18 protein-coding genes are annotated in these 20,866 nt (G+C 71.5%); 16 read left to right on the forward strand and 2 right to left on the reverse strand.

Annotated features, from left to right (window positions below):
• Position 1 precedes the first annotated feature (1 nt).
• From hisG to U870_RS0101980, 16 genes are all read left to right on the forward strand, one after another.
• Positions 2–841, forward strand: a complete 840-nt coding sequence (hisG, locus tag U870_RS0101905; RefSeq protein WP_025155729.1) for an ATP phosphoribosyltransferase — start codon at positions 2–4, stop codon at positions 839–841.
• Entirely contained in the window at positions 841–1,605 is a 765-nt protein-coding gene (hisF, locus tag U870_RS0101910) for an imidazole glycerol phosphate synthase subunit HisF (protein ID WP_025155730.1), read from the forward strand. Before hisG ends, hisF begins: the two co-directional genes overlap by 1 nt.
• Positions 1,602–1,991: a phosphoribosyl-AMP cyclohydrolase gene (gene hisI, locus U870_RS0101915; RefSeq protein WP_025155731.1), complete on the forward strand. Its 390-nt coding sequence runs from the start codon at positions 1,602–1,604 to the stop codon at positions 1,989–1,991. Before hisF ends, hisI begins: the two co-directional genes overlap by 4 nt.
• Positions 1,988–3,550 (forward strand): anthranilate synthase component I, encoded by a 1,563-nt coding sequence (locus U870_RS0101920; protein WP_025155732.1) that lies wholly within the window; start codon positions 1,988–1,990, stop codon positions 3,548–3,550. The genes hisI and U870_RS0101920 overlap by 4 nt, the downstream gene beginning before the upstream one ends.
• 5 nt (positions 3,551–3,555) lie before the next feature.
• On the forward strand, positions 3,556–4,302 hold the full coding sequence (locus U870_RS0101925; protein ID WP_025155733.1) for a Trp biosynthesis-associated membrane protein: 747 nt from the start codon (positions 3,556–3,558) through the stop codon (positions 4,300–4,302).
• Positions 4,303–4,371: 69 nt separating this feature from the next.
• Entirely contained in the window at positions 4,372–4,602 is a 231-nt protein-coding gene (locus tag U870_RS0101930; protein ID WP_025155734.1) for a DUF6704 family protein, read from the forward strand.
• Between the two features lie 3 nt (positions 4,603–4,605).
• Positions 4,606–5,376, forward strand: a complete 771-nt coding sequence (gene trpC / locus U870_RS0101935; protein WP_025155735.1) for an indole-3-glycerol phosphate synthase TrpC — start codon at positions 4,606–4,608, stop codon at positions 5,374–5,376.
• Positions 5,376–6,587: a tryptophan synthase subunit beta gene (trpB, locus tag U870_RS0101940; RefSeq protein ID WP_025155736.1), complete on the forward strand. Its 1,212-nt coding sequence runs from the start codon at positions 5,376–5,378 to the stop codon at positions 6,585–6,587. Before trpC ends, trpB begins: the two co-directional genes overlap by 1 nt.
• Positions 6,584–7,366, forward strand: coding sequence for a tryptophan synthase subunit alpha (trpA, locus tag U870_RS0101945; RefSeq protein WP_025155737.1), 783 nt, complete (start codon positions 6,584–6,586; stop codon positions 7,364–7,366). The genes trpB and trpA overlap by 4 nt, the downstream gene beginning before the upstream one ends.
• An 85-nt stretch (positions 7,367–7,451) precedes the next feature.
• Positions 7,452–8,441: a prolipoprotein diacylglyceryl transferase gene (gene lgt / locus U870_RS0101950; RefSeq protein ID WP_025155738.1), complete on the forward strand. Its 990-nt coding sequence runs from the start codon at positions 7,452–7,454 to the stop codon at positions 8,439–8,441.
• A 183-nt stretch (positions 8,442–8,624) separates the two neighbouring features.
• Entirely contained in the window at positions 8,625–13,202 is a 4,578-nt protein-coding gene (gltB, locus tag U870_RS0101955; RefSeq protein ID WP_025155739.1) for a glutamate synthase large subunit, read from the forward strand.
• A gap of 42 nt (positions 13,203–13,244) precedes the next feature.
• Positions 13,245–14,702, forward strand: coding sequence for a glutamate synthase subunit beta (locus tag U870_RS0101960; protein ID WP_025155740.1), 1,458 nt, complete (start codon positions 13,245–13,247; stop codon positions 14,700–14,702).
• Between the two features lie 72 nt (positions 14,703–14,774).
• Entirely contained in the window at positions 14,775–16,190 is a 1,416-nt protein-coding gene (gene pyk, locus U870_RS0101965) for a pyruvate kinase (RefSeq protein ID WP_025155741.1), read from the forward strand.
• Between the two features lie 114 nt (positions 16,191–16,304).
• Positions 16,305–17,387 (forward strand): LolA family protein, encoded by a 1,083-nt coding sequence (locus U870_RS0101970; RefSeq protein ID WP_025155742.1) that lies wholly within the window; start codon positions 16,305–16,307, stop codon positions 17,385–17,387.
• Entirely contained in the window at positions 17,384–18,322 is a 939-nt protein-coding gene (locus U870_RS0101975; protein ID WP_025155743.1) for an ABC transporter ATP-binding protein, read from the forward strand. The genes U870_RS0101970 and U870_RS0101975 overlap by 4 nt, the downstream gene beginning before the upstream one ends.
• Positions 18,309–19,196, forward strand: a complete 888-nt coding sequence (locus tag U870_RS0101980) for an ABC transporter permease (RefSeq protein WP_025155744.1) — start codon at positions 18,309–18,311, stop codon at positions 19,194–19,196. The genes U870_RS0101975 and U870_RS0101980 overlap by 14 nt, the downstream gene beginning before the upstream one ends.
• Positions 19,197–19,392: 196 nt before the next feature.
• Here the strand turns inward: U870_RS0101980 and U870_RS0101985 are convergent, their stop codons facing one another.
• Entirely contained in the window at positions 19,393–20,277 is an 885-nt protein-coding gene (locus U870_RS0101985) for an EamA family transporter (RefSeq protein ID WP_025155745.1), read from the reverse strand.
• The gene (locus tag U870_RS0101990) at positions 20,274–20,858 is read right to left on the reverse strand and encodes a GNAT family N-acetyltransferase (RefSeq protein WP_240183609.1); all 585 of its coding nucleotides are present in this window, start codon (positions 20,856–20,858) and stop codon (positions 20,274–20,276) included. Before U870_RS0101990 ends, U870_RS0101985 begins: the two co-directional genes overlap by 4 nt.
• Between the last annotated feature and the right edge of the window lie 8 nt (positions 20,859–20,866).

Consider the following 20,866-nt stretch of genomic DNA (forward strand, 5'->3'; position numbering starts at 1 on the left):
CATGCTGAAGATCGCCGTCCCCAACAAGGGCTCCCTCTCCGAGACCGCGGCGCAGATGCTCCACGAGGCGGGCTATGTCGGCCGCCGCGACCCCAAGGAGCTCATCGTCACCGACGCGCGCAACGGGGTGGAGTTCTTCTACCTGCGCCCGCGCGACATCGCCACCTACGTCGGCTCGGGCGCGCTCGACGTCGGCATCACCGGCCGCGACCTGCTGCTCGACTCCGGATCGCCGGCGGGGGAGATCGCCTCGCTCGACTTCGCCGCCTCGACCTTCCGGTTCGCCGCACCGGCGAACGGGTTCACCGACCTCGCCGATCTGCACGGCAAGCGGGTGGCGACGAGCTACCCGGGTCTCGTCGGCGCGTTCCTCGCCGAGCGCGGGGTGGACGCCGCACTGATCAAGCTCGACGGAGCGGTGGAGTCGGCGGTGCGTCTCGGTGTCGCGGACGCCGTCGCCGACGTGGTCGAGACCGGCTCCACGCTGCGCAAGCAGGGACTGGAGATCTTCGGTCCGGTCATCCTCGAGTCCGAGGCCGTGCTGATCTCGTCGCCGACGCGCGCCGCCGGGGTCGACACCCTGCTGCGCCGGCTGCAGGGCGTCATGGTCGCGCGTCAGTACGTGCTGGTCGACTACAACCTGCCCGCGGTGCTCCTCGACCGGGCCGTCGCGCTGACGCCGGGCGTCGAGTCCCCGACCGTGTCGCCGCTCGGCGAGCCGGACTGGGTCGCCGTGCGGGTCATGATCAAGCAGGACCAGACCAACCGCGTCATGGACGACCTCTACGAGCTGGGCGCCCGGGCCATCCTGGTGACCTCCATCCACGCGGCGCGGATCTGATGTCCGTCGCGGTCCGTGTCATCCCGTGCCTGGACGTGGCGGCCGGCCGGGTCGTCAAAGGCGTGAACTTCCAGAACCTGCGCGATCAGGGCGACCCGGTGGAATTGGCGGCCAAGTACTTCGAGCAGGGGGCGGACGAGCTCACCTTCCTCGACGTGACGGCGACGGTGGACGACCGTTCCACGACCTACGACGTGGTGCGGGCGACGGCCGAGCAGGTCTTCATCCCGCTCACCGTCGGCGGCGGCGTGCGCAGCGCCGAGGACGTCGCGCGGCTGCTCGGCAGCGGCGCCGACAAGATCGGCGTGAACTCGGCGGCCATCGCGCGCCCCGAGCTGGTCGCCGAGATCGCCGACCGGTTCGGCGCACAGGTGCTGGTGCTGTCCCTCGACGTCAAGCGCTCGGCGGCCACGCCGTCGGGCTTCGTGGTGACGACCCACGGCGGGCGCACCGAAACCGACCTCGACGCCCTGGAGTGGGCGCGCCGGGCGATCGACCTCGGCGCCGGCGAACTGCTCGTCAACTCGATCGATGCCGACGGCACCAAGGAGGGCTTCGACCTGGAGCTCATCCGCGAGATGCGTGCCGTCAGCAGCGTGCCCGTGATCGCCTCCGGCGGTGCGGGCGCGGTCGCCGACTTCGCCCCCGCCATCGACGCGGGTGCGGACGCGGTGCTCGCCGCGAGCGTCTTCCACTCCGGTGAGCTGACGATCGGCGACGTGAAGGAGGCCCTGGCGAGGGCAGGACGGGAGGTCCGCTCATGAGCGACGACCAGCGCGCGGTGCTCGAACGCATCCGCTTCACGGACGCCGGGCTCGTCCCGGCGATCATCCAGCAGTGGGACACCCGCGAGGTGCTCATGATGGGGTGGATGGACGCGGAGGCGTTCCGCCGCACGATGACCGAGGGCCGCGTCACGTTCTGGTCGCGGTCGCGGCAGGAGTACTGGCGCAAGGGCGACACGTCCGGCCACGTGCAGTTCGTGAAGTCGGCCGCCCTCGACTGCGACGGCGACACCCTCCTGGTGACCGTCGACCAGATCGGCGCCGCCTGCCACACCGGCACCCGGACCTGCTTCGACGCCGATCAGCTCGACCCCGTCGTCGGCGACGGCGCCGCCGACACCGACGAGATGAGGGCCGACCTGTGATCGCGACGAGTGCGGCGTCCACCACCCGGGAGGCCTTCGATGCTCTCGTCGGCAGCCATCGCGTGGTGCCGGTCGTGCGTGAGCTGTTCGCCGACGGGGAGACCCCGGTCGGCATCTATCGCAAGCTCGCCGCCGGCCGGCCGGGGACCTTCCTCCTGGAGTCGGCCGAGCAGGGAGGCATCTGGTCGCGCTTCTCGTTCGTCGGCGCGGCCTCCTTCGGCGTGCTGACCCAGCAGGGGGACGAGGTCCGCTGGCTCGACTACGGCCTGACGGCCGAGCGCGCGCTGGGCGGCGAGACGTCGCTGCGCCCGCTCGACGCCCTCGCCGCGCTGCACGCGCGGTGGCAGACGCCGCGCATCCCCGGGCTGCCGCCCCTGACCGGCGGTCTGGTCGGGTTCATCGGCTGGGAGGCGATCCGTCAGATCGAGCGGCTGCCCGATCAGCCGCCGGCCGACTACGACATCCCCGGCCAGGCGCTCGCGTTCGCGGCGGATCTGGTGGTCCTCGACCACCGTTCCGGCACGGTCAAGCTGATCGCCAACGCCCTCGCAGACGGGGAGGAGACCGCCGACGCCCTCTGGGCCGACGCGCAGGCGCGCCTGGACCGGATGCAGCGCGAACTCGCCCAGCCGTCGGAGGCGTGGCTGGCCGAGGTCGACCTCGCCACCCCGGCCGATCCGGTGTCGCGCACCCGCGAGGAGGACTTCCTCGCCTCGGTGGAGACCGCCAAGGAGCGGATCGTCGCGGGCGACATCTTCCAGGTGGTCATCTCGCAGCGGTTCGAGCTGGAGTGCGCGGCGACGTCCCTCGACGTGTACCGCGTGCTGCGCGCCCTGAACCCGAGCCCGTACATGTACCTGCTCTCGCTCGAGCGGCCCGACGGCGACGGCGACCGCACGTTCCAGATCGTCGGCTCGTCTCCCGAAGCGCTCGTGAAGGTCCAGGAGGGGCGCGCGTTCACCCATCCGATCGCCGGTTCTCGCCCGCGCGGCGCGACCCCGGAGGAGGACCTCGACCTGGAGGCCTCGCTACTGGCCGACGACAAGGAGCGGGCCGAGCACCTGATGCTCGTCGATCTCGCGCGCAACGACCTGCTGAAGGTGTGCGCGGCGGGGTCGGTCGAGGTGACCGAGTTCATGCGCATCGAGCGGTTCAGCCACATCATGCACATCGTCTCCTCGGTGGAGGGCGACCTGCTGCCGGACGCCTCGGCGATCGACGTCTTCCGGGCGACGTTCCCGGCGGGGACGCTCTCGGGTGCGCCGAAGCCGATGGCGCTGCGGATCATCGACGAGCTGGAACCGGCGCAGCGCGGCGTGTACGGGGGAGTGATCGGCTACTTCGACTTCGCCGGCGACGCCGACCTCGCCATCGCGATCCGCACGGCGACGATCATGGACGGCGTCGCCCGGGTGCAGGCCGGTGGCGGCCTGGTCGCGGACTCCGTTCCGCGCAACGAGTTCGAGGAGTCGCAGAACAAGGCGGCGGCGCCGTTGCGTGCGGTCGCCGTGGCGAACGCGATGCGCCGCGTGGGCGATCCCGGCACGGGCGGGCGCTGAGCACGATGACCGCAGAGCTCCCCGACGACGGCGCCGAGACGGCGGCACCGGCGCAACGGCCCGTGAACCGCCGGTCCAAGTACCTCGCGCTGCTGGCACTGGTGGCCGGCAGCGGGTTCGCGCTGCTGTCGGCGACGCAGACCTGGTTCAGCGTCCACCTCACCGACGTGGCCAGCCACGTCAGCGTCCTCGGCGTTCCCGGCTCCACCGCCGCGCCCGCTCTCACCGCCCTCTCGCTCGCCGGGCTGGCGCTGACCGCTGCGCTCGCGATCGCCGGACCGGTGTTCCGCATCGTCCTCGCCCTGCTCGGCGTGCTGCTCGGCGTCTCGGTGCTGATCTCCGCCGGGAGCGCACTCGCCGACACGCTCCGCGCCTCCTCCTCGGCCATCACGACGGCGACCGGGGTGGCGGGGGAGGCGTCGGTGCGGCACCTGGTCGGCGCCGTGGACGTGCAGTTCTGGCCCTGGCTCGCCGTCGCGGGCGGGGTGCTGATCGTGCTGGCGAGCGCCGCCGTCGTCGTCTTCTCCCGGCTCTGGCCGGGGTCGTCGCGCAAGTACCAGACCCGGTTCGCCGCCGCCGAGGGCGGGGCCGCCGATGCCCTGCCGGCCGAGCTCGGCGCGCCCGAGACGGACGATGAGGAGGCGCGCGCCGTCGCCGAGGGCGAGGCCGCAACGGGTCCCGCCTCCCTCGATCGCGACACCGCGATCGACAGCTGGGACGAGCTGAGCCGCGGCGACGATCCCACGCGCTGAGCCACTAGACTTGATCCGTTCCCATTCCCGTGCGCGCCCGTCGGCGCGCACCCGACGTGCAGGAGTCCCATGAGCACCGAGTCAGTCGAGCCAGGCCACGGTCATTCGCCGGCGGCGTGGACGGCCGTGATCATCATGCTGGTCGCCTTCGCCATCGGCGCTGTGGCCTTCTTCTTCGACGCGCCGATCATCGTCTGGGCGGCGGCCGGTCTGGCCATCGTGGGTCTCATCGTGGGCTGGGTCATGAAGCGCGCCGGGTACGGCGTGGGCGGCGACAAGTACACCCCGAAGGGTCACTGACGCGTGCTCGCCGACCTCGTCGCCGGCGCGCTCGAGGATGCTGAACGGCGGCGTGCCGAGCGTCCGCTCGCCGTCGTCGAGGCCGCCGCTCTCGATCGCGCCCCCGCGCTGGACGCCCTCGCCGCGCTCGCCCCGGCCGACCGCATCAAGGTCATCGCCGAGGTCAAGCGGGCGAGCCCGTCGCGCGGCTCCCTCGCCGACATCCCCGATCCGGCCGCCCTGGCCTCCGCCTATGAGACCGGTGGAGCCAGCGCGATCAGCGTCCTGACCGAGGAGCGCCGCTTCCGCGGCTCGCTCGCCGACCTGGAGTCGGTGCGCGCCGCGGTCTCGATCCCCGTCCTCCGCAAGGAGTTCGTCGCCGAGGCGTACCAGATCTTCGAGGCGCGCGCCGCGGGCGCCGACCTCGTGCTCCTCATCGTTGCGGCCCTCGACCAGCAGACCCTGGTCTCGCTGCACGACCTGATCGTCCAGCTGGGCATGACCCCGCTGGTCGAGGCGCACACCGAGGACGAGCTGAGCCGTGCGTTCGACACCGGCGCGAAGCTCGTGGGCGTGAACGCCCGCAACCTCTCCACGTTCGAGCTGGACCGCGATCTGTTCGGCCGCCTGGCCGACCGGTACCCGGCCGGCACCATCCGCGTCGCGGAGTCCGCCGTCCTCTCGGCGGCCGACGTCGCGCACTACCGGGCGGGGGGCGCGGACGTCGTGCTCGTCGGCGAGGCGCTCGTCACGAGCGACCCCGTCGCCACGCTCGGCGAGTTCCTGGGAGTCTGATGTCCCTCCGTTCCGAGACCGGTCCCTATTTCGGCGACTTCGGCGGCCGCTTCGTGCCCGAGTCGCTCGTCGCCGCCCTGGACGAACTGTCCGCGGCGTGGGAGGCGGCCAAGGCCGACCCCGCGTTCCACGCGGAGCTCGACGAGCTGCAGCGCAGCTACACCGGGCGCCCGTCGATCATCACCGAGGTCCCGCGCTTCGCGGAACACGCGGGCGGTGCGCGCATCATCCTCAAGCGCGAGGACCTCAACCACACCGGGTCGCACAAGATCAACAACGTGCTGGGCCAGGCCATTCTGACCAAGCGCATCGGCAAGAAGCGCGTGATCGCCGAGACCGGCGCCGGCCAGCACGGCGTGGCGACCGCGACCGCCGCCGCCCTCTTCGGCCTGGAGTGCACGATCTACATGGGCGAGGTCGATACCGAGCGCCAGGCGCTGAACGTCGCGCGCATGCGCCTCCTGGGCGCGGAGGTCATCGCGGTCAAGACCGGCTCGCGGACGCTCAAGGACGCGATCAACGACGCGATGCGCGACTGGGTCACGAACGTCGAGACCACCAACTACATCTTCGGCACGGTCGCCGGCCCGCACCCCTTCCCCGCGATGGTCCGCGACCTGCAGAAGATCATCGGCGAGGAGGCCCGCGAGCAGGTGCTCGCGCTGACCGGGCGTCTTCCCGACGCGGTCGCCGCCTGCGTCGGCGGCGGATCCAATGCCATCGGCATCTTCCACGCCTTCCTCGACGACGAGGACGTGCGCCTCGTCGGCTTCGAGGCCGGCGGCGAGGGGGCGGAGACGCCGCGTCATGCCGCCACCATCACCAAGGGCCGCCCGGGCGTGCTGCACGGTGCGCGCAGCCTCCTGCTGCAGGACGAGGACGGCCAGACCATCGAGTCGCACTCGATCTCCGCCGGTCTGGACTACCCGGGCGTCGGCCCGGAGCACTCGTGGCTCGCCGCGATCGGCCGGGCCGAGTACCGGCCCGTGACGGACGCCGAGGCGATGGAGGCACTGCGCCTCCTCAGCCTGACCGAGGGCATCATCCCGGCGATCGAGTCGTCGCACGCCCTCGCCGGTGCCCTCGTGCTCGCCCGCGAACTGGGCCCGGACGGCATCGTGCTGGTCAACCTCAGCGGCCGCGGGGACAAGGACATGGAGACCGCCGGACGCTACTTCGGCCTGATCGACGAAGGAGCCGTGCAGTCGTGAGCCGGGTCGCCGACACCATCGCCCAGCGCAACCGGGAGGCCGGCGGCGCGCTGATCGGCTACCTGCCCGCCGGGTTCCCCGATCTGCAGACGAGCATCGACGCCGCCGTCGCCCTCGCCGAGAACGGCGTGGACATCATCGAGCTCGGCCTGCCGTACTCGGACCCCGTCATGGACGGAACCGTCATCCAGGCCGCGACCCAGCAGGCTCTCGCGAACGGCTTCCGCCTGCGCGACGGCATCACGGCGGTGCGCGAGATCACGAAGCGCGCCGACGTCCCGGTGCTGGTCATGACCTACTGGAATCCGGTGCTGCAGTACGGCGTCGACCGTTTCGCGGACGATCTGGCCGCCGCCGGGGGAGCGGGTCTGATCACGCCCGACCTGATCCCCGACGAGGGCGCCGCCTGGCTGGCCGCATCGGAGCGGACCGGCCTCGACCGGGTGTTCCTCGCGGCCCCGACCTCCACCGACGAGCGCCTGCGCCGGACCGTCGAGGCGAGCCGCGGCTTCGTCTACGCCGTCTCCACGATGGGGATCACCGGAGCGCGTTCCGACGTGGACGCCGCCGCACGCACCCTCATCGGCCGTCTGCGCGACGCCGGGTCGACCAGCGCCTGCGTGGGCGTCGGGATATCGACGGGCGCCCAGGTGCGCGAGGTGCTGGAGTACGCCGACGGCGCGATCGTCGGTTCCGCGCTGGTCAAGGCCCTCGCCGACGGCGGGGTCGAGGCGGTCGCCCGCACGGCGGCCGAACTGGCGGGTGGCACGGCGCGGTAGCGCCGTCGTCTTAGACTATGGAGGCTGCGCGGCGATCCGCGCGGCCTGACCGGAACGAAAGGTGAGTCTTCGGGTGTTTGCGACGATGAGCAGCTGGTACGCCAGCATCCCGAGCCCGGGGCCCGAGTGGCAGAACATCCCGATCGACCTCTTCGGGTGGCACTGGCGCATCCAGACCTACGCGATCATGATCCTCATCGGGATCGTCGTGGCGGTGCTGTGGACCTCCCGCCGGCTGAGCAAGCGCGGCGGTGAGCCGGGCGTGGTGCTCGACTTCACCCTGTGGGCGGTCGTCCTCGGCATCATCGGTGCCCGGCTCTACCACGTCTTCACCCACCCCGCCGACTACTTCTACGCCGGGGCGAACCCCTGGAACGTGTTCGCGATCTGGGAGGGCGGCAACGCCATCTTCGGCTCGCTGCTCGGCGGCGCCGTGGGCGTCGCGATCGCCTCGCGGATCACGGGTGTGCGGTTCTGGTCGTTCGCCGATGCGCTCGCCCCGGCCCTGCTCCTCGCCCAGGCGATCGGCCGGCTCGGCAACTACGTGAACCAGGAGTTGTTCGGCCTGCCGACCAACCTGCCGTGGGGCCTGCAGATCGACGCCGGCAACAAGGCGATCCCGGTCGGCCTCCCCGCCGACACGCTGTTCCAGCCGCTGTTCCTCTACGAGATCATCTGGAACGTCATCGGCGTCGTCGTCATCCTCTTCCTGGAGCGCAAGCTGCAGCTGCGCTGGGGCAAGGCCTTCGCCGTCTACCTCATCTGGTACGGCCTCGGCCGCTCCTACCTGGAGTCGATCCGCATCGACCCCAGCGAATTCAACATCCTCGGGATCCCGACCAACGTCTGGGCGGCCTTCCTCGCCGTCGTGCTCGGCATCGTGATCTACATCGTGCAGACTCGGCGCCACCCGGGACTCGAGCCGAGCGTCTACCGCACGGGTCGTGAATGGGTGCGCCCGGATGCTGAGGTAGACTCTGACGACACGGACTCGGATGACGAGGTCCCCGACGAGGACGACGGGGCGCCCGCCGCGTCCACCGGAGCCAAGGCCACAAGCCCATCGAACGGTTGAACCCCGTCGGCTCGCACCACCCGTAACGTCTGTCGAGGCAATCCCGAAAGCATCACCGACCGCACCGAGCCACCGGGCCGCACACAGCCCGATGAGCGCGGCGGATCCACCACCTTCTCAGGGCCGATGGCGTCCCCGCACAATGCATCCCCACATCCACGACACTGTGAGGACGGTCGAAAGATGGCGTTCACGCCTCCCCGAACCCGGTTCAGCTCCCTTCCTGCGAAGCAGGGTCTCTACGACCCTGCCGACGAGAAGGACGCCTGCGGTCTCGCCATGGTCGCGACCCTGCGCGGCACCGCCGGGCACGACATCATCGACGCGGCGCTGCAGGCGCTGCGCAACCTCGAGCACCGCGGCGCGGTCGGCTCGGACGCCGGCACCGGAGACGGCGCCGGCATCATCACCCAGGTGCCGGACGCGTTCCTCCGTGCCGTCTCGGGCCTCGAGCTGCCGGCGGCCGGCCGCTACGCGGTCGGCAACGCCTTCCTCCCCACCGAGGCGAGCGAGCGCGACGAGGTCAAGCGGGCCGTCGAGGCCATCGCCGCCGAGCAGGACCTGACGGTCCTCGGCTGGCGCGAGGTCCCGGTGCGCCCGGCCGAGCTCGGCACGCTGGCCCGCGACGCGATGCCGGTGATCGAGCAGCTCTACGTCGCCAGCACCCGCAGTGACGAGCAGGGCGAGGCGGTGTCCGGCATCGCGCTGGACCGCCAGACGTTCTTCCTGCGCAAGCGTGCCGAGCGCGAGCTCGACCTGTACTTCTCGTCGCTGTCGAGCCGGACCCTGGTCTACAAGGGCATGGTCACGACCCTCCAGCTCGAGCCGTTCTACCCCGACCTCTCCGACCAGCGCTTCGCCTCGAAGCTCGCCTTGGTGCACTCGCGCTACTCGACGAACACGTTCCCGTCGTGGCCGCTGGCGCAGCCGTTCCGCATGATCGCGCACAACGGCGAGATCAACACCGTGCAGGGCAACCGCAACTGGATGCGTGCCCGGCAGTCGCAGCTCGAGAGCGAGCTGCTGGGCGACCTCGCCCCCGTGTTCCCCATCGTCACCCCCGGTGCGAGCGACTCGGCGTCGTTCGACGAGGTGGTCGAGCTCATCTCGCTCACCGGCCGCTCGCTGCCGCACGCGGTGATGATGATGGTGCCGGAGGCCTGGGAGAACCAGACCGAGATCGACCCGGTGCGCCGCGACTTCTACGAGTACCACTCGATGCTCATGGAGCCGTGGGACGGCCCGGCCGCGATCGTCTTCACGGACGGCTCCCTCGTCGGGGCGACCCTCGACCGCAACGGCCTGCGGCCGGGCCGGTACGTCGTCACGAACGACGGCCTCGTGGTGCTGGCCTCCGAGATCGGCGTGCTCGACATCGAGCCGAGCCGCGTGGTGCGCAAGGGCCGGCTGCGCCCGGGCCGCATGTTCCTCGTGGACACCGTCGCCGGCCGGCTGATCGAGGACGACGAGATCAAGTCCGAGCTCGCGGCCGGCGCCCCCTACGGCGAGTGGCTCGACGAGGGACGCATCAACCTCAAGGACCTGCCGGAGCGCGAGCACATCGTGCACACGCCCGCGTCGATCACCCGGCGTCAGCGCACGTTCGGCTACACCGAGGAGGAGGTCCGCATCCTCCTCCGGCCGATGGCGACCACCGGTGCCGAGCCGCTCGGCGCGATGGGCTCCGACACCCCGGTCGCCGTGCTCTCCGAGCGTCCGCGCCTGCTGTTCGACTACTTCACCCAGCAGTTCGCCCAGGTGACCAACCCGCCGCTGGACTCGATCCGCGAGGAGGTCGTCACCTCCCTGAAGCTCGGTCTCGGCCCCGAGCGCAACCTGCTCTCCGCCGGACCGGAGCACGCCCGCCAGGTCGTCCTCGACTTCCCGGTGATCGACAACGACGAGCTCGCCAAGATCCAGCACATGGACCCGCGCCCGGGCAGCCGCCTGACGACGACGATCCGCGGTCTCTACCGCTTCGACGCGGGCACCGACGCCATGGAGCGCCGCCTCGCCGAGATGTGCGACGAGGTCGACGAGGCGATCGAGGCCGGTGCGCAGTTCATCGTGCTCAGCGACCGCGATTCCAACAAGGACCTCGCGCCGATCCCGTCGCTGCTCATGCTCGCGGCGGTGCACCACCACCTCATCCGCGCCGAGAACCGCATGAAGGTCGGCCTGATCGTCGAAGCCGGCGACGTGCGCGAGGTGCACCACGTGGCGCTCCTGATCGGCTACGGCGCCTCGGCGATCAACCCGTACCTGGCGATGGAGACCTGCGAGGAGCTGGTCCGCTCCGGTTTCATCCCGGGAGTGACGCCCGAGAAGGCGGTCAAGAACGTCATCAAGGCGCTCGGCAAGGGCGTGCTGAAGATCATGTCCAAGATGGGCATCTCGACCGTGTCGTCCTACGCGGCGGCGCAGGCGTTCGAGGCCGTCGGCCTCAGCCAGGCCTTCGTGGACCGCTACTTCACCGGCACCACGAGCAAGCTAGGCGGCGTCGGGATCGAGGTCATCGCGGCCGAGAACCTGTCGCGGCACGAGAGCGCGTACCCCGCCGAGAGTGCGATCGTCGCGCACGAGCGCCTGGCGACCGGCGGCGAGTACCAGTGGCGCCGCGACGGCGCCCCGCACCTCTTCAACCCGGAGACGGTGTTCCGCCTCCAGCACTCCACGCGCACGCGTCGTTACGACGTGTTCCGGGAGTACACCACGCTGGTGGACGACCAGGCGGAGTCGCTCATGACGCTGCGCGGGATGTTCGCCCTCAAGACCGGTGAGCGCACGCCGGTCCCGCTCGACGAGGTCGAGTCGGTCGAGTCGATCGTGAAGCGCTTCTCCACCGGGGCGATGAGCTACGGCTCGATCTCGAAGGAGGCGCACGAGACCCTCGCGATCGCCATGAACCGGCTCGGCGCCAAGTCGAACACCGGTGAGGGCGGCGAGGACCTCGACCGTCTGCTCGACCCCGAGCGCCGCAGCGCGATCAAGCAGGTCGCGTCGGGCCGCTTCGGCGTCACGAGCATGTACCTCACGCACGCCGACGACATCCAGATCAAGCTCGCGCAGGGCGCCAAGCCCGGTGAGGGCGGTCAGCTGCCGCCGACCAAGGTCTACCCCTGGGTGGCGCGCACCCGGCACGCTACGGCCGGCGTCGGCCTCATCTCGCCGCCGCCGCACCACGACATCTACTCGATCGAGGACCTCAAGCAGCTGATCTTCGACCTCAAGCGGGCGAACCCGGGCGCGCGCGTCCACGTGAAGCTCGTCTCGGAGTCGGGCATCGGCGCGGTCGCCGCCGGCACCGCGAAGGCCCTCGCCGACGTCATCCTGGTCTCCGGCCACGACGGCGGCACGGGCGCCTCCCCGGTCAACTCGCTCAAGCACGCGGGCACGCCGTGGGAGCTCGGCCTGGCCGAGACGCAGCAGACGCTGATGCTCAACGGGATGCGCGACCGGGTGGTCGTCCAGGTGGACGGTCAGCTCAAGACCGGCCGCGACGTGATCGTCGGGGCGCTGCTCGGCGCCGAGGAGTTCGGCTTCGCGACGGCGCCGCTGGTCGTGTCCGGCTGCATCATGATGCGCGTCTGCCACCTCGACACCTGCCCGGTGGGCGTCGCCACCCAGAACCCGGAGCTGCGCTCCCGGTTCTCCGGCAAGCCGGAGTTCGTCGTGAACTTCTTCGAGTTCATCGCCCAGGAGGTGCGGGAGTACCTGGCCGAGCTCGGTTTCCGCAGCCTCGACGAGGCCATCGGGCACGCCGAACTGCTCGACGTCGACCGCGCCGTGCAGCACTGGAAGGCGTCGGGCATGGACCTGTCGCCGATCCTGCACGGTCCGGAGTTCCCGGAGACGGCCCCGCGCAAGCACGGCCGCGACCAGGACCACGAGCTCGAACTGCACTTCGACAACCAGCTGATCGACGCCTCCCGCGACGTGCTCGCCAACGGTGGCACGCTGGAGCTGTCGCTGCCGATCCGCAACACGGAGCGCGCGGTCGGCACCATGCTCGGCCACGCCGTCACCGTCGCCCGCGGCGAGAACGGCCTCCCGAACGGCTCGATCGACATCACGCTGACAGGGTCGGCGGGACAGTCGCTCGGCGCCTTCCTGCCGAGCGGCATCACGCTGCGGCTGGAGGGCGACTCCAACGACTACGTCGGCAAGGGCCTCTCCGGCGGCCAGATCGTCGTCCGTCCGCCGAAGGAGGCGGTCTTCGCCGCCGAGCGCAACGTGATCGCGGGCAACGTGATCGGCTACGGCGCGACGCAGGGCAGCATGTTCATCCGCGGCATCGTGGGCGAGCGCTTCCTGGTCCGCAACTCCGGGGCGACCGCGGTCGTCGAGGGAGTCGGCGACCACGCGCTCGAGTACATGACCGGTGGGCTCGCCGTCATCCTGGGCGGCACGGGGCGCAACCTCGGCGCGGGCATGTCGGGCGGCACCGCCTACGTGTACGAGCTCAAGGAGGACCGGGTCAACCGCGACTCCCTCGCCTCGGGCGAGCTGGAGCTCCTCCCGCTCGGCAGCGCCGACGTGGAGATCGTCCGCGACCTGCTGGAGAAGCATCGGGCGGAGACGGGGTCGGCCCTCGCCGACCGCCTCCTCGCCGACTTCGATGCGACGGTCGCGAAGTTCGTCAAGGTGCTGCCGCGCGACTACGCGGCCGTGCTGCAGATGCGTCAGGAAGCCGTCGACGAGGGTCTCGACCCCGACGGCGACATCGTATGGAACCGGATTCTGGAGGTGACGGGCGGATGATGCTGCCTGAACCCGAAGGACGTTGCGACATGGAGGTGACTGGTGGCTGATCCCAAAGGCTTTTTGAAGACCACGGAGCGGGAGCTCCCCAAGCGCCGCCCGGTCTCCGTGCGGCTCATGGACTGGAAAGAGGTCTACGAGGCGGGCGATCCGGCGCAGCTGCGCCGGCAGGCCGGCCGCTGCATGGACTGCGGCGTGCCGTTCTGCCACCAGGGCTGCCCGCTCGGCAACCTCATCCCGGAGTGGAACGACCTGATGTGGCGCGGGGAGGGCCGCCAGGCCATCGAGCGCCTGCACGCGACCAACAACTTCCCGGAGTTCACCGGTCGGCTCTGCCCGGCCCCCTGCGAGTCCTCGTGCGTGCTCGGCATCAACCAGCCGGCCGTCACGATCAAGCAGGTCGAGGTCTCGATCATCGATCAGGCGTGGCAGAACGGCTGGGTGCAGCCGCACCCGCCGGAGCGGCTGACCGGCAAGACCGTCGCCGTCGTCGGCTCGGGGCCCGCCGGCCTCGCGGCCGCCCAGCAGCTCACCCGTGCCGGCCACACGGTGGCCGTCTACGAGCGGGACGACCGCATCGGCGGTCTGCTGCGCTACGGCATCCCGGACTTCAAGATGGAGAAGAAGCACCTCGAGGCGCGACTGAACCAGATGATGGCCGAGGGCACCCGGTTCCGCGCCGGTGTGAACATCGGCGTCGACATCGCGTGGGACGACCTGCGGGCGCGCTACGACGCCGTCGTGGTCGCGACCGGCGCCATTGTGCCGCGCGACCTCCCGATCCCCGGCCGCGACCTGGCCGGTGTGCACTTCGCGATGGAGTACCTGGTCCAGCAGAACAAGGCGGGCGCCGGCGACGACGTCTCCGGCCAGATCACGGCGGACGGCAAGCACGTCGTCGTGCTCGGCGGCGGCGACACCGGTGCGGACTGCATCGGCACGGCGCACCGTCAGGGTGCGGCCAGCGTGACGAACCTCGCGATCGGCGTCCAGCCGCCCGCGGAGCGTCCGGACCACCAGCCGTGGCCCACCACGCCCACCCTCTTCGAGATCCAGTCGGCGCACGAGGAGGGCGGCCAGCGCGAGTATCTCGCGTCCACGGTCGAGTTCCTCGCGAACGAGTTCGGCGAGGTCCGCGCGCTGCGCGTGGCCGAGACCGAGTACCTCGACGGCCGCCGCGTGCCGAAGGCCGGAACCGAGCGCGAGATCCCCGCCGACCTCGTGCTCCTCGCCCTCGGATTCACCGGCCCGGAGCAGGACGACCTCTCGAACCAGCTGAACCTCCCGTTCGACCAGCGCGGCAACGTGCAGCGCGACGGGCAGTACCAGACCAGCGAGCCGGGCGTCTTCGTGGCGGGCGACGCGGGCCGCGGCCAGTCGCTCATCGTGTGGGCGATCGCCGAAGGCCGGGCGGCGGCAGCCGCCGTCGACCGGTATCTTGAAGGGGAGACGCAGCTGCCGTCTCCGGTCCGTCCGACCGACCGGGGCATCCTCGTCTGAGGTGACCCGACCAGGGCATCACCACGAACCGCGCGCCGTCAGGGGCGCACGAACAACGGAGCGAACGAAAGCATGAGAAGGGCGAAAATCGTCGCGACCCTCGGGCCGGCGACGTCCAGCTACGACAACATCCGCGCGATCATCGACGCGGGTGTTGACGTGGCCAGGATGAATCTGAGCCATGGCAGCTACGACGTCCACGAGGGGGTCTACGCCAACGTGCGCAAGGCCGCCGCGGACGCGGGCAAGCCCGTCGCGGTCCTGGTGGACCTGCAGGGACCGAAGATCCGCCTCGGCAAGTTCGAGGCCGGCCCCTACGACCTCGCCGAGGGCGACATCTTCAAGATCACCACCGAGGACATCATCGGCACCAAGGAGATCTCCTCGACGACGTTCAAGGGCCTGCCCCAGGACGTGAAGGCGGGCGACTTCCTGCTGATCGACGACGGCAAGGTGCGCGTCGAGGTCCTCGAGACGGACGGCACGGTCGTCACCACGCGCGTCGTGGTCGCCGGTCCGGTCTCGAACAACAAGGGCATCAACCTCCCGGGCGTCGCGGTCAACGTGCCGGCGCTGTCCGAGAAGGACGAGGCCGATCTGCGCTGGGGCCTCAAGCTCGGCGCCGACATCATCGCGCTGTCGTTCGTGCGCAACGCCGCCGACATCGAGCGGGTGCACGAGATCATGGCGGAGGAGGGGCGTCGCGTCCCGGTCGTCGCCAAGATCGAGAAGCCGCAGGCCGTCGAGGCGCTGGAGGGCATCATCGAGGCGTTCGACGCCATCATGGTCGCCCGTGGCGACCTCGGTGTCGAGCTGCCGCTCGAGGCCGTCCCGATCGTGCAGAAGCGCGCCGTCGAGCTCGCCCGTCGCGCGGCCAAGCCGGTCATCGTCGCGACGCAGATGCTCGAGTCGATGATCTCCAGCCCGGTCCCGACCCGCGCCGAGACCTCCGACGTCGCCAACGCCGTCCTCGACGGTGCGGACGCGGTCATGCTCTCCGGCGAGACCAGCGTCGGCGAGTACCCGACGGTGACGGTCCAGACCATGGCCCGCATCGTGACCTCCACCGAGGAGCACGGGCTCGACCGCATCGCACCGCTCGGCACGCGCCCGCGCACCCAGTCGGGCGCGATCACGCTGGCCGCGGTCGAGGTCGCGGACTTCGTCGAGGCGAAGTATCTCTGCGTGTTCACCGAGTCGGGCGAGTCGGCCCGCCGCATGGCGCGACTGCGCAACAAGATCCCGATCCTGGCCTTCACCCCTGAGGAGTCGACCCGTCGCAAGATGGCGCTCTACTGGGGAGTCGAGTCCTTCGTGGTCGACCGCGTCACCCACACCGACCAGATGGTCGCCCAGGTGGACGAGGCCCTGAAGTCGACCGGTCGCGCCGAGAACGGCGACCGCGTCATCATCATCTCGGGTTCCCCTCCCGGAATCCCCGGCACCACCAACGACATCCGCGTCCACCGCGTCGGCGACGTGCTCTAGACGAGCGGATGACGGAAGGCCCCGGGTCGATCGACGCGGGGCCTTCCGCGTGCCCGGGGTTATTCCCGGTGAGCTCGCAGGCTCCCTCGGGCGGCCGGCGCGTATCCTGACGGTATGAAGCACCGTTGGATCCGCTGGGTTCCCGCGGTCGCCGTCCCCGCGGCGATCGCCGCCGGAGCGATCGTCGTCCCCCTCGCCGCCGGCGCAGCCGACCTCCCCGTGAAGTCTCCGGAGGACGTGGTCCGTCTCGTCGCCGCGAGCGACACGGAGACGTTCTCGGGGACCGTCGCGCAGAGCTCGGAGCTCGGGCTGCCGAGTCTGCCGGCCACGGGTGGCGCGTCGGGGACGTCGTCCTCGGGTCCGTCGTCCGCCGCGAGCGAGCAGAGCATCCTCGAGCTTCTCACCGGGGACCACACGGCGAAGGTCTACGTCGACGGCCCGACGCGGCAGCGCGTGCAGGTGCTCGATCAGCTGGCGGAGCGCGACGCGGTGCGCAACGGCTCGGACGTCTGGCTCTACGACTCGAAGGGCGACGCGGCGACGCATCTCACCCTGCCGGCCCGATCCGGGTCCTCCGCCGGCACGGCGACGCCCACGCCGCTGGCGACGACTCCCCAGGCACTCGCCGAGAAGCTCATCGCCGCAGTGGACCCGTCGACCGCGGTGACGCTGGGCGACCCCTCGAGCGTCGCCGGGCGGGACGCGTACACACTCGTCCTGACGCCGCGCACCGACGCCACCCTCGTCGGCTCCGTGCGGATCGCCGTGGACGGCGCGACCGGCATCCCGCTGCGCGTGCAGGTGATCGCCCGGGGCGCGGGCGCGCCCGCGTTCGAGGCCGGCTTCACGAGCTTCAGCACCGACCGCCCGGCTGCGAGCGTGTTCGCCTTCCGCCCGCCGTCGGGGGCGAAGGTCACCGAGCAGACGGTGCCCGAGCGCTCGGCGCAGCACGGCAGCGGCTCGGGCGACCATCCGAAGCCGAAGGTCAGCGGAGAAGGTTGGGGCGCCATCGTCACGTTGCCCGCCGGGTCGGCACCCGCCTCGCTCACCACGGACCCGCTCTTCGCGCAGCTCACCACGGCCGTCGACGGCGGCCGGGCGCTCAGCACCGCGCTCGTCTCGGTCCTCGTGACCGCGGACGGGCGTGTGCTCGCCGGTGCGGTCCCCGTCTCCGCGCTGCAGGCCGCCGCGCAGTGAGCGATGCCGCCGCCGTCGCGACGAGCGGTCTGACGAAGCGGTTCCGTTCCCGCGCGGTGGTGGACGGGCTCGACCTGGAGGTTCCACGCGGCTCCGTCTTCGGCTTCCTCGGGCCCAACGGCTCGGGCAAGACGACGACGATCCGCATGCTGCTCGGGCTGGTCGCGCCCTCGGCGGGCGAAGCCCGAGTGCTCGGCGAGCCGATGCCCGACCGCGGTGCGAGCGTGCTGCCGCGGGTGGGTGCCCTGGTCGAGGGCCCGGCGTTCGCGCCGTACCTGTCCGGGGCGGCGAACCTGGTCCGCCGCGACACGGCCGACCGGTTCGCACCCGGGCAGACCCGTCGTCGCCGGGTGGAGGCCGCGCTGGAGCGCGTCGGCTTGAGCCACGCCGCCGGCAAGCACGTGCGCGCCTATTCGCTCGGGATGAAGCAGCGCCTCGGGATCGCGGGAGCGCTGCTGACCGAGCGGGAGCTGCTGGTGCTGGACGAGCCCACCAACGGGCTGGACCCGCAGGGCACCCGTGAGGTGCGTCACCTGGTCCGTTCCCTCGCCGCCGGTGGAACCACTGTCTTCGTGTCGAGCCATCTGCTCGCCGAGATCGAGCAGATGTGCACGCACGCCGCGATCATGCGTGCCGGTCGGCTGGTCGCGCAGGGGTCGCTCGACGAGCTGCGCGGCGGCTCCGGGCCGCGCGTCGCCGTCGTCACTCCGGACGTCCCGCTCGCCGAGTCGGTGCTCGCGGGCCTGGGCTTGAGCCCGGCGCGGAGCGGCGATGGTCTGGAGGCCCCGCTCGCCGCCGGTGCGCCCGCGGCGGAGGAGCTGTCCGCCGCTCTCGTCGGGGCGGGCGTGCGGCTGCGCGGCTTCGCCGTCCGTTCGTCGAGCCTGGAGGAGCGGTTCGTGGAGCTGACCGGGGAGGGCTTCGATGTCGAGCAGTGACGCGGGCGATCTCCCCGCCGCCGGCACCGCGGGGCCGGCCCTGACCGCGCGCCGGACGCGCGGATCGGCAGGCTGGGCCCTGTTGGGGTCCGAGCTCGGCGTGCTGTTCCGCCGGGTGCGCACGTGGGCGATGCTGGCCGCCCTGGCCGCCGTGCCCGTGCTGATCGCCGTGGCCGTCCGCATCACCGGGGGGTCGAGCAGGGGGCCGGGATTCCTCAGCCAGATCACCGACAACGGCCTCTTCGTGGCCTTCACCGCGCTCGTGGTCTGCATGCCGCTCTTCCTGCCGCTCACCATCGGAGTCGTAGCGGGTGACACCATCGCGGGCGAGGCGAGCCACGGCACGCTGCGCTACCTCGTCATCGCCCCCGCCGGGCGGCTCCGCCTGCTCGCCGTGAAGTACGCAGGGGCCGCCGCCTTCAGCGTGGCCGGCGCCCTGGTGGTGGCGGTCGCCGGTGCCGGGATCGGCGCCGTGCTGTTCCCGGTCGGCCCGGTGACGCTGCTGTCGGGCAGCACGGTCGGGGTGGGGGACGCGCTGCTGCGGCTGCTGCTGATCGCCGCGTACGTCGTGGTCTCGCTGCTCGGGCTCTGCGCCGTCGGACTGTTCCTGTCGACCCTGACGGACGTGCCGGTGGGCGCGATGGCGGCGACCGCGGTGCTGGCCGTGGTCTCCCAGGTGCTGGACCAGCTCCCTCAGCTCTCCGCCGTGCACCCCTGGCTGTTCTCGCACTACTGGCTCGGGTTCGGCGACCTGCTGCGCGACCCGATCTCGTGGGACGCCTTCGGCCAGAACGCGCTCCTGCAGCTCGGTTACGTCGCCGTCTTCGGCGCGTTGGCGATCGGCCGCTTCACCACGAAGGACATCCTCTCCTAGCCCGCCGCACCGCTGCGCCGGGGCGGCGAGGGAGACGGAGGGGTCGCATCCCGTCGCTTCGGCGGCGGCGGAGCGACGATTCGCGTCCCCGCGGCAGCGCTGCGCCGGTGCGCGAGGGGGACGGAGGGGTCGCATCCTGTCGCTTCGGCGGCGGCGGAGCGACGATTCGCGTCCCCGCGGCCGGGTGGCGAGAGAGTCACGGGACGGATTCGGCGGCGGCCTCGAGGTCGGAGCGCGGACGCTCCCGTTGAGTGGCGATGGCGGCGCCCGCGGCGACGCAGACGACGACGATGCCCACGAGCTGGACGAGGGTGAAGCGCTCTCCCAGCACCAGCACGCCGAAGACCGTCGCCACCACCGGCCCGAAGCTCGTGATGATCGCGTACAGACGCGGCGAGATGCGGCGCAGGATGAAGGTGTCCAGACTGTACGGGAGCGCCGACGAGAGCACCCCCAGCGCCACGAGCAGGCCCAGGACGCCCCCGTCGAGGCGTGCGTAGTCCACGACGACGAGGGCGGTCGGCACGGTGAGCACGGTCGCCACGACGCTCGCGACGCTGAGCCCTTCCAGGCCCGGGAGCCGCGTCGCCACTCGGCGGGTCAGCAGGATGTACGCGGCCCACGCCGCCGCGGCGGTCAGAGCCAGTGCAACCCCCACCGGGTCGAGCGCCCCCTCCGTGATCGTGAGCAGCAGGACGCCGCCCGCGGCCGCCACCGCGCAGAGCCCGTCGAGCACCCGGCGCGACCCGAGCAGCGCGAGGGCGAACGGGCCGAGGAACTCGATCGTCGCCGCGATGCCCAGCCCCAACCTCCCGACCGCCTCGTAGAAGCTCAGATTCATCGCCGCCAGCACCACCCCGAGGGCGAGGGCGGGCCAGAGCCGCCGCCAGGTGAGTTCGGCGCGCCGGGGCCGGTAGAACGGCAGCACGGCGACCGCGGTCACCAGCTGCCGGGCGGCGACGACCACGATCGACCCGACGACGGGGATCAGCAGCCCGGCGATCGACGAGCCGAAGTTGATGCTGACCTCCGTCGCGATCTGCGTGCCGGCGCCGATGGCACGATCCCGGCGGCTGGTCACTCCGTCGCGCTCAGAACGCGGCGCATGACCGCCCGGGTCGCGGAGGGGCGCCGCACGACCTCGAACCCGGCTCCCCGGAAGAGCGAGACCGTGCCGTGGTAGCGTTCCGCGGCGGAGAGCGAGGGACGCTGCTCCGGGTCGACCGGGTATCCCTCCAGCACCGTCGCGCCGCGATCGTGCGCGTGGGTGACGGCACCGGCGAGCAGCGCGCCCGCGATCCCGCGCCGGCGGTACTCCGTCCGGACCACGAAGCAGGTCACGGCCCACGGGTCGGCGGGGTCGTCGTCGCGCCGCCGCGTGATCGGGGACCGGCCGAGGGACGGGTAGGCCGAATAGGGTTCGACGGCCGCCCAGCCCACGGGTTCGCCGTCGAGGACGGCGAGCACCCCCGGAGATCCGGCGTCGACCTGGGCGTGCAGCTGTGCGGCCTTGTCGGCGCGCGTCCCGCCGTCCCACGCCGAGCGCGGGAGCTTGAACCATTGGCACCAGCATCCGCTCGGGTCGCCGACCGTCCCGAAGACGGTGCGGATGTCGTCCCACGAATCGGCATCGACCGATCGGATGACCACGTCGTCCACCATGCGCTCGA

It is taken from the genome of Leifsonia aquatica H1aii, from assembly GCF_000633535.1.
GTDB classification, from domain to species: Bacteria; Actinomycetota; Actinomycetes; order Actinomycetales; family Microbacteriaceae; genus Leifsonia; species Leifsonia aquatica_A.

Coding starts and splice junctions, on each gene's coding strand:
- hisG (WP_025155729.1), top strand. CDS start 2: ATGCTGAAGATCGCCGTCCCCAACAAGGGCTCCCTCTCCGAGACCGCG.
- hisF (WP_025155730.1), top strand. CDS start 841: ATGTCCGTCGCGGTCCGTGTCATCCCGTGCCTGGACGTGGCGGCCGGC.
- hisI (WP_025155731.1), top strand. CDS start 1,602: ATGAGCGACGACCAGCGCGCGGTGCTCGAACGCATCCGCTTCACGGAC.
- U870_RS0101925 (WP_025155733.1), top strand. CDS start 3,556: ATGACCGCAGAGCTCCCCGACGACGGCGCCGAGACGGCGGCACCGGCG.
- U870_RS0101930 (WP_025155734.1), top strand. CDS start 4,372: ATGAGCACCGAGTCAGTCGAGCCAGGCCACGGTCATTCGCCGGCGGCG.
- trpB (WP_025155736.1), top strand. CDS start 5,376: ATGTCCCTCCGTTCCGAGACCGGTCCCTATTTCGGCGACTTCGGCGGC.
- lgt (WP_025155738.1), top strand. CDS start 7,452: ATGAGCAGCTGGTACGCCAGCATCCCGAGCCCGGGGCCCGAGTGGCAG.
- gltB (WP_025155739.1), top strand. CDS start 8,625: ATGGCGTTCACGCCTCCCCGAACCCGGTTCAGCTCCCTTCCTGCGAAG.
- pyk (WP_025155741.1), top strand. CDS start 14,775: ATGAGAAGGGCGAAAATCGTCGCGACCCTCGGGCCGGCGACGTCCAGC.
- U870_RS0101970 (WP_025155742.1), top strand. CDS start 16,305: ATGAAGCACCGTTGGATCCGCTGGGTTCCCGCGGTCGCCGTCCCCGCG.
- U870_RS0101980 (WP_025155744.1), top strand. CDS start 18,309: ATGTCGAGCAGTGACGCGGGCGATCTCCCCGCCGCCGGCACCGCGGGG.
- U870_RS0101990 (WP_240183609.1), bottom strand. CDS start 20,858: ATGGTGGACGACGTGGTCATCCGATCGGTCGATGCCGATTCGTGGGAC.